The 14598-nt window shown below is 67.6% G+C and carries 10 protein-coding genes; 6 read left to right on the top strand and 4 right to left on the bottom strand.

The window, feature by feature from the left end; genetic code table 11:
* Position 1: 1 nt before the first annotated feature.
* A complete protein-coding gene (locus ACSQ24_RS11505; protein WP_436094800.1) occupies positions 2-391 on the bottom strand; it encodes a hypothetical protein in 390 nt (129 codons plus the stop codon).
* A gap of 199 nt (positions 392-590) precedes the next feature.
* Here ACSQ24_RS11505 and tssK point away from each other — a divergent pair, with 199 nt between their 5' ends.
* From tssK to ACSQ24_RS11475, 6 genes are all read left to right on the top strand, one after another.
* Entirely contained in the window at positions 591-1928 is a 1338-nt protein-coding gene (tssK, locus tag ACSQ24_RS11500; protein ID WP_436094799.1) for a type VI secretion system baseplate subunit TssK, read from the top strand.
* Positions 1925-3448, top strand: a complete 1524-nt coding sequence (gene icmH / locus ACSQ24_RS11495) for a type IVB secretion system protein IcmH/DotU (RefSeq protein ID WP_436094798.1) — start codon at positions 1925-1927, stop codon at positions 3446-3448. The genes tssK and icmH overlap by 4 nt, the downstream gene beginning before the upstream one ends.
* A 31-nt stretch (positions 3449-3479) precedes the next feature.
* A complete protein-coding gene (tssM, locus tag ACSQ24_RS11490) occupies positions 3480-7142 on the top strand; it encodes a type VI secretion system membrane subunit TssM (protein ID WP_436094797.1) in 3663 nt (1220 codons plus the stop codon).
* Positions 7143-7409: 267 nt separating this feature from the next.
* A complete protein-coding gene (tagF, locus tag ACSQ24_RS11485) occupies positions 7410-8114 on the top strand; it encodes a type VI secretion system-associated protein TagF (protein WP_436094796.1) in 705 nt (234 codons plus the stop codon).
* Complete coding sequence (locus ACSQ24_RS11480) at positions 8111-8908, top strand: PP2C family protein-serine/threonine phosphatase (RefSeq protein ID WP_436094795.1); 798 nt, start codon at positions 8111-8113, stop codon at positions 8906-8908. The genes tagF and ACSQ24_RS11480 overlap by 4 nt, the downstream gene beginning before the upstream one ends.
* Positions 8905-10848 carry a protein kinase domain-containing protein gene (locus ACSQ24_RS11475; protein WP_436094794.1) on the top strand — a complete coding sequence of 648 codons (1944 nt, stop codon included), beginning with the start codon at positions 8905-8907 and terminating at the stop codon, positions 10846-10848. The genes ACSQ24_RS11480 and ACSQ24_RS11475 overlap by 4 nt, the downstream gene beginning before the upstream one ends.
* Before the next feature lie 126 nt (positions 10849-10974).
* On the opposite strand, the gene ACSQ24_RS11470 is transcribed toward ACSQ24_RS11475, so the two are convergent.
* The 3 genes from ACSQ24_RS11470 to ACSQ24_RS11460 form a co-directional block, all read right to left on the bottom strand.
* Positions 10975-11253: a hypothetical protein gene (locus tag ACSQ24_RS11470; RefSeq protein WP_436094793.1), complete on the bottom strand. Its 279-nt coding sequence runs from the start codon at positions 11251-11253 to the stop codon at positions 10975-10977.
* A 114-nt stretch (positions 11254-11367) separates the two neighbouring features.
* Positions 11368-12957 (bottom strand): transglycosylase SLT domain-containing protein, encoded by a 1590-nt coding sequence (locus ACSQ24_RS11465; protein ID WP_436094792.1) that lies wholly within the window; start codon positions 12955-12957, stop codon positions 11368-11370.
* Between the two features lie 58 nt (positions 12958-13015).
* Positions 13016-14557: a methyltransferase domain-containing protein gene (locus tag ACSQ24_RS11460; protein ID WP_436094791.1), complete on the bottom strand. Its 1542-nt coding sequence runs from the start codon at positions 14555-14557 to the stop codon at positions 13016-13018.
* Positions 14558-14598: the final 41 nt, after the last annotated feature.

Genomic DNA, 14598 nt, shown 5'->3' with positions numbered 1-14598 from the left:
CTCAGAAGATCTCGACCATCGGATCCTCGGCGACGAAATCGACGCCGGTGATCCTCTCTCCGAACAGCGGCAGCGGATGGAGCATGGCGTAGATGCGCAAGCGTTCCTGGATCCGCACGAGCACAGTCGGGGTGAAGCTCACCGGTGGCAATGGCGACCCGCCGAGCTTGGCGCCGATATGCGAAGCGACGATGCGGTTGTCGCTCGGAGCCGGGCTATTCGTCGAAAACCGCCAGCCGAAATGGAATGCCGGGAGCCCCGGCGCATGAACCCGCAGGGCATGCGGGCCGCCCGGATAGAGCATCCGGTTGAGATCGACGATCTGCCAGCCATCCTCGTCGATCGGGAACCGACCGCTGCGATCGTAATCTGGCGCCTGGTTCTGGTTCATCCTGCTGCCCCAATAGGCGACGGCCGTTGGCTGCCTCTCACGCTACATCCATCTGCGCGCTCTTGCGATCATTTCGCAGCGCCCCAGCGAAATGCGCCCTGAATCCGGCAATGGTCGAGGCATCGATGACATTGCAATGGTGACGCTCGGGAACGAGCCGTATATTGTCCTGCATAGGCCTTGAGATAGCGAGAACCGGATGTCGTGGTATAGTAAGGTCGTCTGGTCCGAAGGCTTGTTCCTGCGGCCGCATCACCTGCAGCAGAACGATCGTTATCTCGAAAATCTGCTGGAGAATCGCGTTCGGCACGTCACGCCTTATCCGTGGGGGTTCTCGGTGCTCGAGATCGACCGCGACCTGGCGCAGCAGAGCCGCATCGGGCTCAGGCGCGCCGTTGGCGTGATGCCGGACGGCACGCCCTTCGCCATGCCGGACAACTCACCGCTGCCGCCGGCGATCGAGGTGCCGGAGAACGCCGCCGGCCAGGTCGCCTGGCTCTCGCTGCCGCTCGCCTCCTCCAATACCCGCGAGGTCGAGGACAGCCTGAACGGCTCGGCCAGCCGCTTCTATCCGGCGACCGAGATGCTGATCGACTCGACCGCCTCGCTGCGGGTCGACGAGGAGATCGACATCGCCCATCCGCGCTTCGGCCTCGAACTGCGCAAGACCGGTAAGCCAGGCTATGTCGGCCTCGCGCTCGGGCGGGTGCTCGAGGTGCGCGACCGCGCCATCCTGTTCGACGAGAAATTCGCGCCGCCGGTGCTGCTCTGCTCGGCCCATCCCGTGGTCGACGGCTGGATGGACCGTGTCATCGGCTGGATCGACAACAAGCTCGAGGAGCTCGCCCGCTACGCCGCCGACCCGACCGCCGGCGGCGGCCTGCAGAGCGCCGACTATTTCATCCTGCAATTGCTCAATCGGCACATTCCGGTGCTGAAGCATATGCGCGGCTCGCGCTTCGTCCATCCCGAGCGGCTGTTCATCGCCTTGCTCGCCATCGCCGGTGAGCTCGCGACCTTTACCACCGCCGAGCGCCGCGCCCGCGACTACCCGGCCTATGATCACGACGACCTGGAAGGTTGCTTCACCCCGGTGGTGCGCGACATCCAGGACTTCCTCTCGGCCCAGCTCGGCCGCCGCGCCATTCGGCTCGAGATCGTCGAGCGCGCGCAGAACGCCTTCATGTCGACCATCCGCGACCGCGCTTTGATGCGCAACGCGACGCTGATCCTGGAGGTCGCGGCGCGCCGGCCGCTGACCGAGATCCAGTCGCAGTTCCCGCATCTGTTCAAGATCGGCCCCAACACCAAGATGAACGAGATCGTCCATGCCCATCTGCCGGGCATCAATCTCGTCCACCTGCCGACGCCACCGCCCCAGATCCGGGCGCTGACCGACCACGTCTATTTCTACCTCGACCGCACCTCGCCGCTCTGGCCGGAGTTCAGCACGGCGAGCTCGATCGGCATGCATTTCTCCGGTGACTGGCCCGATCTCGAAATGGAGCTCTGGGCCGTGCTCGAGGGCAGGCGATGAGCAACGACGGCCCGTCCGATCCGTTTGGCCGCTCCGACCGGACCTTCATCCGGCCGAATCCGGCGGGACGGCGCGTGCCTCCACCCTCGCGTCCGGCGCCGGGGCAGCCCGGCTACCCGCCGCAGGGTCAGCCTTATCCGCCGCCGAACGCGCCCTATCCGCCACAACAGCCCGCCGGCTACCCGCCACAGGCCTCGCCGTATGGGCCCTCGGGCGGCCCCCAATACCCGCAAGGTGCCCCCTCGCCCGGCGTACCTGGCGGCGAGGAGTGGATGGCACAGCCGCAGCCGCGGCAAAGCCCGCCACCACCCCCACAGGGCTACGTGCCGCAGGCTCTGCCGAAGCGCGAGCAGATGCTCACGCCGAACACCAATCCACTGCTCAAGGCGGCCGGCCCGCTGCTGCTCCTGCTCGGGCGCCTGCGCGCCAACATCAGCAGCGCGCCGGCGACGCAGATGATCGGCCAGGTCGGCGAGACGATCGAGGCCTTCGACCATGAGGTGCGCGCGGCCGGCTTCACCGCCGAGCAGACGCGGACAGCGAAATACATCATCTGCGCCTTCGCCGACGACATCGTCCAGAACATCCCCGGCGACGAGCGCCATGTCTGGACGCAGTACAGCATGCTCTCGCGCTTCTTCGGCGAGCGCACTGGCGGTGTCCGCTTCTTCGAGGAGCTCGAGCGCGCCAAGCGGGACCCGAGCGTCAATTATGACCTGCTCGAATTGATGCATGCCTGCCTGGCGCTCGGTTTCGAGGGCGTGCACCGCACCTCGGCCGGCGGCGCCGCCAACCTGCAGATGATCCAGCGCAGCCTGTTCGAGACGCTGCGGCGCGTGAAGCAGCCCGATCCCGAACTGTCGCCGCGCTGGCAGGGCCAGGCTCTGGTCGCGCGGCTGGCGCGCTTCAAGATACCGGTCTGGTCGGTCGCCGCCGTCGCGGCGGTCGCCGTGCTCGGCCTCTATTTCATCTTCCGCGCTTTGCTCGGCGGCAATGCCGAGGCCTCGGCCGCCGCTCTGCTCTCGGTCCACCCCAAGGGCGACATCGAGATCATCCGCAAGGTCGCCGCCCGGCCGCCGCCGCCACTGCCGCCCCCGGCGCAGCCGCCCAAGGTCTGCGGCACGGTGCAGCCGCCGATCACCTGCCAGGTCACGCCGAACCTGATCATCGTGCGTCTGATGGACATCACCCTGTTCGATCCGGGTCAGGCGGTGGTCCGCAACGAATTCCGCCCGCTGATCGAGCGGATCTCCGCCGTGCTCAACGAGGAAGGTGGCTCGATCAAGGTCGTCGGCCACTCGGACTCGGACCCCATCCGCACCGCCCGCTTCCCCTCCAACCTCGAACTGTCGAAGGCACGCGCGGTCGCGGTCGGCGACCTCTTGAAAAGCAAGCTGAAGCAACCGAACCGGATCAGCACCGAGGGCAAGGGCACCGACGCGCCGATCGACACCAACGCAACCGCAGCCGGCAAGGCTAAGAACCGACGCGTCGAGATCCTGATCCAGCGTAACGGCTAGGACGGGCGACGATGCAGGAGACGGGCAGACGATGAATCTCGCGACGTGGCTCAGGATCGCAGCCATCTTTGTCGGCGCACTCGCGCTGACGCTGCTGATCTGGTTCGGCGGCCCCTTCGTCGCTTTCGGCGAAGTGCGTCCGTTCGAATCGTTCTGGGTCAGGCTGCCGATCGCGCTGATCCTGATGCTCGGCGCGCTCGGCTGGATCGCCTGGATCGTGATCAGCCGGCGCAGGGCCGTCGCCGCGCTCTCCGACGCGATGGCCAAGGAGGAATCGCAAACCGGCGACGGCGCCGCGCTCGGCGCCGGCATGCGCGACGCGCTGGCGACGCTCAGGCGCACCCGCGGCAAGGATGGCGGCGACTATCTCTACGACCTGCCCTGGTACGTCATCATCGGCCCGCCCGGCGCCGGCAAGACGACTGCGCTGGTCAATTCGGGACTGAAGTTCCCCCTCGCCCGCGGTGGCCAGGCGCCGGCGGCGGTCGCCGGCAATGGCGGCACCCGCTATTGCGACTGGTGGTTCGCCGAGGAGGCGGTGCTGATCGACACCGCCGGCCGCTACACCACCCAGGACACCGACACCAAGGCCGAGCGGACGAGCTGGCTCTCCTTCCTCGATTTGCTCAAGTCCAACCGGCCGCGCCAGCCGATCAACGGCGTCATGGTCGCGATCAGCGTCGAGGACCTGCTGACCTCCTCGCAGGAGGAGATCACCGCCCATGCCGAGGCGATCCGTGCCCGCCTGCTCGAGCTCAACGAGCGGCTCAAGATCGACTTCCCGGTCTATGCGGTCTTCACCAAGACCGACCTGATCGCCGGTTTCAACGAGTTCTTCGCCGCGCTCTCCGAGCCGCAGCGGCGCATGGTCTGGGGCCACACCTTCCAGACCGTCGACAAGACCCGCAACATGATCGGCGACGTGCCGCCGGAATTCGACGCGCTGATCGAGCGCCTGAACGAGCGCCTCTCCGACCGCCTGCAGGACGAGCACAACCCGACCTCCCGCGCCAAGCTCTTCGGCCTGCCGAGCCAGATGGCGGCGCTGAAGCCGATCGTGAACGACTTCCTCGGCCGGGTCTTCGAGCCGACGCGCTACCAGTCGAGCGCGACGCTGCGTGGCTTCTACTTCACCTCCGGCACCCAGGAAGGCACGCCGATCGACCAGCTGATCGGCGCGCTCTCGCGCAATTTCGGCAGCGAGCATGCCGATTCCGGCAGCTATTCCGGCCGCGGCAAGAGCTTCTTCCTCACCGACCTGATCCAGAAGGTGATCATCGGCGAATCCGGCTGGGTCTCGACCGATCTGCGCGCCGCCCGCCGCTCGACCCTCATGCGCATCGCCGGCTTCAGCGCGGTCGCGCTGGTCTCGCTGGCGCTCGGCGGCATGTGGTGGACAAGCTATGCCCGCAACAGCGACCTGATCAATCAGAGCAATTACGGCCTCGCCGACTATCGCTCCAGCGCCGCCCCGGTGCTGCAGGAAACGACGCTGTCCGACCGTAATTTCAGCCGCGTCCTGCCGCTGCTGCACAAGCTGCGCCACATGCCGGCCGGCTACGCCGACAAGGACGAGCCGACGCCGGTTGCCGCCACCTTCGGCCTGAGCCAGCGCGAGCGCCTGCAATCGGCGGCGCAGGAGAGCTACCATCAGGCGCTGGAGCGGCTGCTGCGCTCGCGCATCATCTTCCGGCTGGAAGAGCAGCTCGAAGCCAACGTCAACAACCCCGGCTTCATCTACGAGGCGCTCAAGGTCTACCTGATGGTCGGCGGCCGCGCTCCGCTCGACCGCGACCTCGTGCTTGCCTGGATGCGGCTCGACTGGGCCGAGAACCTCTTCCCTGGCGCCGCCAATGCCAAGGGGCGCGAGGCGCTGGAGGAGCATCTCATCGCGCTGCTCGATCTCGACGACGGCAGCGAGCCGGTGGTCAAGCTCAACCAGCCGCTGATCGAGAGCAGCCAGCGCACGCTGCGCCGGCTCAGCATCGCCGAACGCGCCTACGAGTTGCTGCGCACGCAAGGGCGCAACGCCAGCCGCGACTGGGTCGCGGCGATCCGTGGCGGCTCCGATGCACGGCTGGTCTTCGAGGGCGTCTCCGGCGAGGATCTGGACTCGATCCGGGTGCCCTATTTCTACACCTATGACGGCTTCCAGAGTGCCTTCGTCGACCGGCTCGGCGATATCGGCGAGCGCATCGAAAAGGAGCGCTGGGTGCTGGGCGACAATGCCGACCAGGCGGCGATCACCTCGCAATATGCCAGCCTGTTCCAGGATCTGCTCAAGCTCTATGCGCGCGACTTCACCGCCTCCTGGCAGCGGACGCTGCGCCGGCTGAAGCTGCGGCCCCTCAATGCCGACAAGCCGAAATACATCGCGCTCTCGGCGATCGCCGCACCGACCTCGCCCTTCAAGCAGCTACTTGAGTCCATCCGCGACGAGACGCAGCTGACCAAGGAGCGCGCGGCGCCGAAACGCCCCCCCGGAGCGCAGGCCACCGAGAAGATGGCCGGTCAGGTCGCGGACCATGCGGCCAAGACCCTGGAGCAGCGCGCCAATTATTCGCTGAGCCGCCTCGGCACCAGTCTGCCGCTCAGTGCGCCCGGCGTCGATCGCGTGCTCTCGGGCGGTGGTGGCGGCGAGGCGCTCGGCGCCAATATCGAGGCTCAGTTCAAGGCCTTCCACGTCCTGGTCGAAGGCGATGGCGGCAAGCGGCCGGTCGATCAGGCGCTGCAGATCTTCGCGGAGATCAACCAGAACCTCGCCATCGCTGCGACCACGCCGGCGCAGGCTGCCGCCGCCAATGCGGCGCTGGTGCCACTGATCGCCTCACTGCGCGGCAACTCCTCGCGCTACCCGGCGCCGTTCGACGCGATGATCGTCGCTGCCGTGAACGATTTCGAGGGCGATGCCACCGGCGCGACCGTCTCGCTGCTGCGCCAGGCCCTCGCCAGCGACGTCGCGCGCCAGTGCGCCGACATCCTGACCAATCGCTATCCCTTCGTGAAGGGCTCGACGCGCGACGTTCCGCTCACCGCCTTCGCCAGCCTGTTCGCCCCCGGCGGCACGATGGACAAGTTCATGAAGGAGCGGCTCGACCCCTATATCGACAAGTCCGGCCAGAATTGGAGCTGGCGTCAGGACAGCCGGGTCGCCCGCGCCCTCTCGCCGACCACTTTGCGCGAATTCCAGCGCGCCAGCGACATCCGCGAGGCCTTCTTCCCGACCGGCGGCAACCTGCCCAATTTCCAGATGGTGGTCGTGCCCACGACCATCTCTTCCGATGCGCAGAGCGCCAAGCTCGAGATCAACGGCTTCACAGTCGCCAGCCAGCAGGGCGTCAACACGCCGACGCCAGTGATGTGGCCAGGCGCGGGGCTGAAGAAGACCTCGATCATCCTGGCGATCGGTGGCGCAACCAGCAACAACAATGCCGGCGGCATCTTCGGCGGCGGCTTCTTCTCCAACAGCCCGACCCCGGCTGCGCCGAGCGAAGTCAAGATGTTCGAGCGCGACGGCGACTGGTCGTTCTTCCGCCTGCTCGATGCAGGCTCGGTGCTGCGCCAGGGCGACAATGTCGTCTTCACGCTCGCCGCCAGTGGTCGCCAGGTCGGCTATCAGTTCGGCGTCGGCTCGCTGAAGAACCCGCTGGTGCTGCCGGCACTGCGCGAAATCCGTTGTCCGGCGGGGATTTAAGCGCTCCTAACGGAATCTGGAGGGGTCTCGATGGGCTTTGGAGGAGACGAATGCCAGGAGAAGTGCGCAGCCGATACCCTTCGGTATCGGCAAGTCGCTTCGACGCCGCAGGCGGCCCTCCAAAGCCCACCTTCGGCGCCGGGAATTCGCCCGCCCGCGGCGTCGCGCTGCTTGCCGATACCAACGGTATCGGCTGCGCGCCGCTCCTGGCGGAGCAAACGAATTGCCGGCGTCGCGCCCCCTCCAGATTCCGTTAGGAGCGCTTAGATGGCGTGCGGGTTGTTCGGGAAGCTTCCCGGCAAACGGGACTTCATCGCGCTGGGTGCCCCCACCGCCTTTCTCTCGGCCTATGAGCCCTGGCTCCAGGGCGGTCTTACGGCCAGCCGGGTCGAGCTCGGCACCGGCTGGCAGAATGCTTTCCTGAACGCTCCGATCTGGCGCTTCTGGTTCGGCAGCGCCTTCTGCGGGACGACGGTCGCCGGTGCTTTCATGCCGTCGGTCGACGGCATCGGCCGCTATTTCCCGCTGACGGTCTTCGCTCTCGCCGGCCCTGGCGCGGCGATCCCGCCACCGGAACTCGACCCACAGGACGCCTGGTTCGCGCAGGCCGAGGATTTCCTGCTGCACGCGCTCGAACCCGAGGCGAGCTTTGAAGCGGTCTCGCAGGCGCTCGGCGGGCTCGCCATGCCGAGTGACGATCTCATGGCCGCCCCGCCCGCCGACATGGTCAGGCTCTCTGACGGAACGATCGTCAGCGCGCTCGATTCAGCTACCTTCCCGGCACGGCTCACCGCTTTGCGGGTCGAGGATCACACCCGTTCTTACGCCCATGCCAGCTATCTCTGGACGGTCGGCGGCGACGATTTTGAGCCGCTCGCTCTGGTCGGCCAGGGCTTGCCGAGTCCCTATCTCTTCACCGGCCTTCTGACCGGACGCTTCGACGCCTTCCTCGGTGCAGGATCGACAGCATGAACGAGCACAGCCCCGGCGCCGCCTTCGAGACGGGCGCAGTCAGCCATGCCGGGCGCGTGCGCAGCCATAACGAGGACAATCTGGTCGTCCGGCCCGAACATGGCCTCTGGGCCGTCGCAGACGGCATGGGTGGCCATCAGAACGGCGCCATGGCGAGCGCGACGGTGGCCGCGAGCCTCTCCGCCATCGGCCCCGCCGCCTCCGCCGCCGAACTGCTCGACCGGCTCGAGCGCGGCGTGATCGAGGCCAATGCGGAACTGCGCCGCAAGATCCGCGAGCATGACGGCGCCACCATGGGCGCGACCCTCGCCGTGTTACTCGCCCATGGCCGCCACTTCGCCTGCGTCTGGTGTGGGGACAGCCGCATCTACCTCGTGCGCGGCAACGGCATCACTCAGGTCTCGCGCGATCACACCGAGGCGCAGGACATGATCGAGCGCGGCTTGCTGACCGCCGAGGAGGCGCGGACCTGGCCGCGGCGGCATGTCATCACCCGCGCCATCGGCGTGCACGATCGGCCCGAGCTCGAGATCGACCATGGCGAGCTCGAAGGCGGCGACGTCTTCGTACTCTGCTCGGACGGGCTCACCGACCATGTCCGCGACGAGGAGATCCTGCAGGCAGCCTCCTCGGGCGGCGCGCAGGCCGCCAGCGACGCGTTGCTGGCGCTGACCCTGGAGCGCGGCGCCACCGACAATGTCACCGTGATCGTGGTGCGCTATCATCACGACGGCGGAACCGAGAAGACGCGCTGGGTGCCGAACATGCGCCAGCGCCGGAGCGATGCGCCATGAGCGACCCCGACCGCACAGTCTTCCTGCCGCGCACCGGTCTGGCGCCGGGCGTGCGGCTGAACGGCATCTACGAGATCGAGCGCCTGATCGCGACCGGCGGCATGGGCGAGGTCTATCAAGGCCGCGCCATCCAGACCGGCGACGCCGTCGCGATCAAGATCGTCCGTCCCGACATGGCGCAGGACGCCAATGTCCTCGCCCTGTTCCGCAACGAGGCGTCGGCGCTGCACAACCTCTACAATGAGGCGATCGTCCGCTACTACGTCTTCACCGTCGATCCCGCGACGCAGGCGACCTATCTCGCCATGGAGTTCGTCGATGGCCAGCCGCTGTCGGACCGGTTGAAGCAGGGCCCGTTGCCCTTCGAGGAGGTCGACCTGCTGCGCCGGCGCATCGCGTCCGGCCTGCATGCCGCCCATATGCTCGGCATCACCCATCGCGACGTCTCGCCCGACAACATCATCCTGCCCGGCGGCCAGGTCATCCGCGCCAAGATCATCGATTTCGGCATCGCCAAGTCGAAGCTGGCCGAGAAGACCGTGATCGGCTCCGGCTTTGCCGGCAAGTACAACTACGTCTCGCCCGAGCAGCTCGGCCTCTACGGCGCCGAGGTCACCGGCAAGTCCGACATCTACAGCCTCGGCCTCGTGCTCGCCGAGGCGCTCGGCGGCCGCCCGCTCGATATGGGCGGGACACAGATGCAGATCCTCGAGAAGCGCCGCCGCGTTCCGGATCTGTCGGCCATCGACAAGCGCATCCGCCCGCTGCTGGCGCGCATGCTCGCGCCCGATCCCAAGGATCGCCACGCCGACATGGCCGAGGTCGCCGCCTGGCAGGCCAAGGGCAGCGCGGGATCCAGCGGCAAGCGTGGCTTTCCCTGGCCGCTGGTCGCCGGGGTCGCGGCACTCGCGCTCCTCGCGGGCGGCGGCTTCGTCGCCTGGCAGATGCTGGGTGGAGCAGCCCCGATCCAGCAGGCGATGAACACTCCGCCGCCTGCCCTGAGCGATGATCGCCCGCCCGCTCCCTCAGGCACGGGATCGGGCAATCCGCCACCCGAGCTCACCCCGGCAAACCCGGTTCCGCCGGCCACTCCGGGACCGTCGCCGCAACCCGCGAGCCAGAACGAGCCACCCACCCTGCAGCCGCCGGCGGCTCCCGGCCCGGCTGCGCCGCCACAGCCGCCCGCACCTGCCCCGCCGGAATTGAACCCGACGCCAACCTCACCGCCGCCCAGCCCAGCGTCGACGACCGGTCCCAAGCCGACACCAACCGTCCCGCTGCCGACACCGTCCGGTCCGGAGCCCGAGCCGCGCACCGCTGCCGAGCGGACCGCGCGCTATGTCGCCGACTATGACGGCGGCGCCTGCTTCTTCCTGTGGCCGACGGCGATCGCCGACAAGCGCGCCACGATCGAAGGCTTCGGCAGCTCGGCCGAGCCCTTCGTCGGCTTCGACGGCGCTTTCAAGAAGGCGCAAGGCTACGAGGCACAGATCAGCCTGCGCACGATCACCACAGCGCAGTGCCCAATGGTCGATTTCCTGCGCCAGCTCGGCCGCGGCATCGACCGCAGCCCGGTGATGCAGATCGGCGCCTTCACCATCAAGAGCGGCGACACGCTTTCGGGCACGGTCGAGAGCGACCCGAGCCGAAATCTCGACATCCTGCTCATCGGCGATGACGGGCTGGTCTACAACCTCGCGAACTACACGCGCCGCGAGGGCAGCAAGGCGAGCTTCAGCCTGAAACTGGAATCGACCGCCGCCTCCGGCGCCCCGGTGCGGCCGCAGACCGTGCTGGCGCTCGTCAGCCAGGCGCCGTTGCCCGCCTTGTCAGGCCCCAATCCGGCTCCGGCCGGCGACATCTTCCCCGGCCTGCACCAGGACATCGCCCGCGCCGGCGGCAAGGTCGGCATCGGCATCAAGTATTTCCGGATCGAGTGATTACCGGATGCGTCATTCTCGGGCGAAGCGAAGCGCAGACCCGAGAATCTCGTGACGAGAGCGCTCCTGCCGACGCCTCACGTGTCCTGAGATGCTCGGGTCAAGCCCGAGCATGACGCGGTGGCGTCAGTCCTCCCGGAAGAGCTCGCCCCATTCATCCTGCCAGAGCCCTTCGCCGTCCTCGACCACGATCGGGGCCTTGATCTCGTTGGCGAGGCGGACGGCCGAGCGGAACCCTTCGATCGGGTCAAGCTCGTCGCTGACGAAGTCGTTGGCGAGATGGCCGGCGGCCAGCTCGGCCGGACAGGCAATGCGGATGAAGCTCTTGCCGTCGCGCTGGCCGAGGCTCAGCGTGATGGCATCGGGCTGCGGCTCGTCGACCTGCTCGAACCGGTTCTTCGCCATCGTCGTCTCCTCGCCTCTGCGACTGGTTGATGATGGGCCATCGCCACCTTCGCGGCAAATTCGCTGCGCCCGCGATCGCTTTGGCCCGGCCTGGCCGGTATTCGCCTCCGGCCCCTATTTCTGCTGCGGCCGCGCCGGCGCGGCTGCGGGTCCACGTACGACCTTGTAGCGGTCGAGCCTGACCTTGATCATCTCGTCGAATTTCTTGTGCACCTCGGAGACCGAGAGCGTCTTGGTCTCGCCGCCGGCCTGGGCATAGAAGATCGGGCGGTTGGCCTCGGCCGGGCGCGGCAGCAGCGCTGCCGCGCTGGCTCCCGGCGTCTCCTCCATCGTCTCGATGAAGGTCTGCGCCGCGTCCGGCCCGAGGAAATGGATCAGGTAGATCTCGCCGCCGGTGAGATGGCGGCCCATCGCCTTCTCGAGCCTGAGCGTGTCGCGCTTCAGCATCTCCCCCGCCAGCAAAGCCGAGAGGTAGGGCTCGCGCCGAAGATCGAGGACGCGCTGGCGCTCGTTCGCATCAGCGATGACGAACTGCCGGCCATTGCGGCCGATGAGAGCGGCCTCAGCATGGAGCCCGTGCTTGCGGCCGAACTCGAAGATCACGCCGAGCCAGGTCTGCTCGATGAACTGGTAGAGTCCGGTCGCCGAGGAGGTCTTCGCCTGGACCGCGGTCGAGAAGGAGGATTCCTTGTCGGCGACCGCCATCAGCAAGGTCGGATCGGCGCCGACGACGCGCCCTGCCCTGACGATCATCTCGACCAGATGCCGGCGGATCTTGATCGGCCCGAAGGTCAGGACCTGGTTGGGATCGCCGTTATAGTTGACCGGCGCCTGCGGCAGCTGGCTTCGCGCCGCCGCAGGCGCGCCGGGCTTGCCCGGCAGGCTGGGCGGAACCAGGATGATGTTCGACGGCGGCATGACCGGTATCGGCATTGCCGGTTGATTTGACCCGCCCGCCGGCGCCACCTGCTCGGTGATCGCCTTGAGCGATGGGTCGGCATTCAGGGCGAACTGCGTCGCCTGTCGCGCGGCTTCGAGATCGCCTTCGACCGAGGACAGGATCAGCGAAGGCCGGGTCGGCGCCTTCAGCGATGGCGCCTCGACGCTTTCCATCGGCTCGAACCCGCCGCTCAGCTCGGTCGACCCCGGCCTCAGGGTCGCAACTGCGACACCGCCAGCGATGGCCAGAACCAGCGCACCGCCCCCAAGAAGGGAGACGAGCCGGAGCCGGGAGCTTCCATCCATCGCGGTAAAGGGCACGCCGGCAGCGACGTTCGTGACATTCGCACTTCCGATCACCGACTTTTGGGCGGCCACGAGCCAGTCTGGCGCCTTGCCGTCCTTGCCGGCCGCCTCCTGCAATTCGGCGATCATCCGGCGCGCCTGCTGGGAAGGGATGTTTCCCTCGCGTTCCACAGTCGTCGCCGCGCCACGCGGGCCTTGCTCGGTCAACGCCTTGAGCGCGAAGAACCAGAGCTGCAGCGAAATGCGCCGGCTCTCCAGCAGCGTCCCCTTGCAGGGCGAGACCAGGAAACCGCAATGCGGGCAGGCATAAGCACGCAGCTTCACCCGCGGCGCGAAGGCCGCGGTCTTCCCGCAGGCGGAGCAGGCAAGCGTGATGCCGCCCTGTCGCGCCTGCATGATGGTTTCGAGGCAGGCATCCTCCTGGAATGCGGCCTGAAACTGCTTGAAGCGCTGACTCATCCCTCGCTACCGCTGCTGCCGCGCTCCGCAATAAGCTGGCGGCCTCCTTGCAACAAGCTCAGCCTGCCAGCAACGCCAGCCGCGCGACATCCTTCAAATGCATGTCGACTTCCGCTGCCGTAGCCTGTTTCGGCAGAGCCGAGGTATCACCGCCGGAGGCGTGTGCTTCCGTCAGGAAGGCGTTGACCTCGTCGAGCAGCATCGCCGGCGTCCGTGTCCCGTCGAGCAGGCTGACGAACTTGCGCACGACGACTCCGTCGAGCGCGACCGCACGATGGCGCAGATCGGTGACCTCCTGGCTGGTCAGTGCCTGGCGCCGCGCCAACAGGCTCGCGAGCGGCCGCTCGCTGATGCGCGTTGTCAGCCGATGCGGCTCCAGATTGACCTCGAGCAGGCCGGCCCGATAGATCGCGGTCAGCGCCTCGTTGAGACGGCTCTTCTCGCGGGCGAGATCGGGGCCCAGGCTGTCTTTCGCCTCGTGCAAGGCCAGTGCCGCAAGCTCGCCATGGCTGATGCTGCCCGGCCAGGCCTTGCCTAGCGCCCGCAGGGCCGCGATGGCAGCCGGCAGGTCCAAAGCGAGGCGCACCCCTTCCGAGAACAGGAAACTCACGGCCTCCGGCCGCTTCTCATCCTTCTCCTCGACCTCGCTGACGCTCGCCGCGAGATGGTAGGGCTCGAGGCTGAAACGCGAGAAGCCGCGATGCAGCGCGACATCGGCGCGGCAGAGCAAGGTCTGGCGGAAGCAGCGGCCGATGAGCAGGTCGAGCGATTGCTCCTGTCGGAGCGGCTCCGTGATCGGTATCTCGTTCAGCACCTGCTGCGCCGGTCCCCGGGCACCACCGAAATTGTTCGGGAAGGACGCCTCGGCCAGGAATTGCAGCCCGTGCGGCTCCGCCGCCGCCAGCACCTCGTGCAGGGCGAAGGCGCGCGCACCGGGGTTGAGATCGTCGTGATAGAGCACGTTGTCCGGGATCGTCTCGATCTGCTTCATGCGCTCGCGCAGGGCCGCGCCATAGAAGGTCTCGGCATCGGTCGCTTCGGCGAAACGCTTGATCGCCGCCCGCGCCGCCCGGACCTTCTCGATGGGATCATCGATGTCGCGCGTCTCGAACAGCATGACGTCACGTGCGAGGTCGCGCAGCCGGCAACCCGGCAGGGCGTTGTAGCTGACATAGGCGATGCCCTGCGGCGTCAGCAATTCGCCGAAGAGCGCCATGATCCGCTCGCGCACCGGCTGCGGCACCCAGGAATAGACCCCGTGCACGAGGATGTAGTCGAAGCGGCCGAGCGCAGCCGACGCGGCCATGATGTCGAGATGGTGGAAGCTGACATTGGTGGCGCCGAGCTCCGCGGCATCCGCCTTGGCGTGCGCGATCGCCTGCCCGCTCAGGTCGATGCCGACCAGTTCTGCGCCTGGACATTGCAGCGCCATCGGGATCAGGTTGCCGCCGCGGCCGCAGCCGAGTTCGAGGACGCGCATTGCCGTCGTCGGCGCCGGGGTCATGCCGTGGATATGCGCGATCGTCGCCAGATGCGCAGGGTGCGTCTGCGCGAAGGCATGCCCGGGATAGGCGACTGCGTCGTAGGGATTCGTCGCCATGTCGTTCATCGAGGAGATCCGCCTATCGCATGCGTTGGACT

The organism is Allobosea sp. LjRoot237 (assembly GCF_964253285.1).
Taxonomy (GTDB): Bacteria; Pseudomonadota; Alphaproteobacteria; order Rhizobiales; family Beijerinckiaceae; genus Allobosea.
This window is presented reverse-complemented; position numbering and strand designations above follow the sequence as displayed.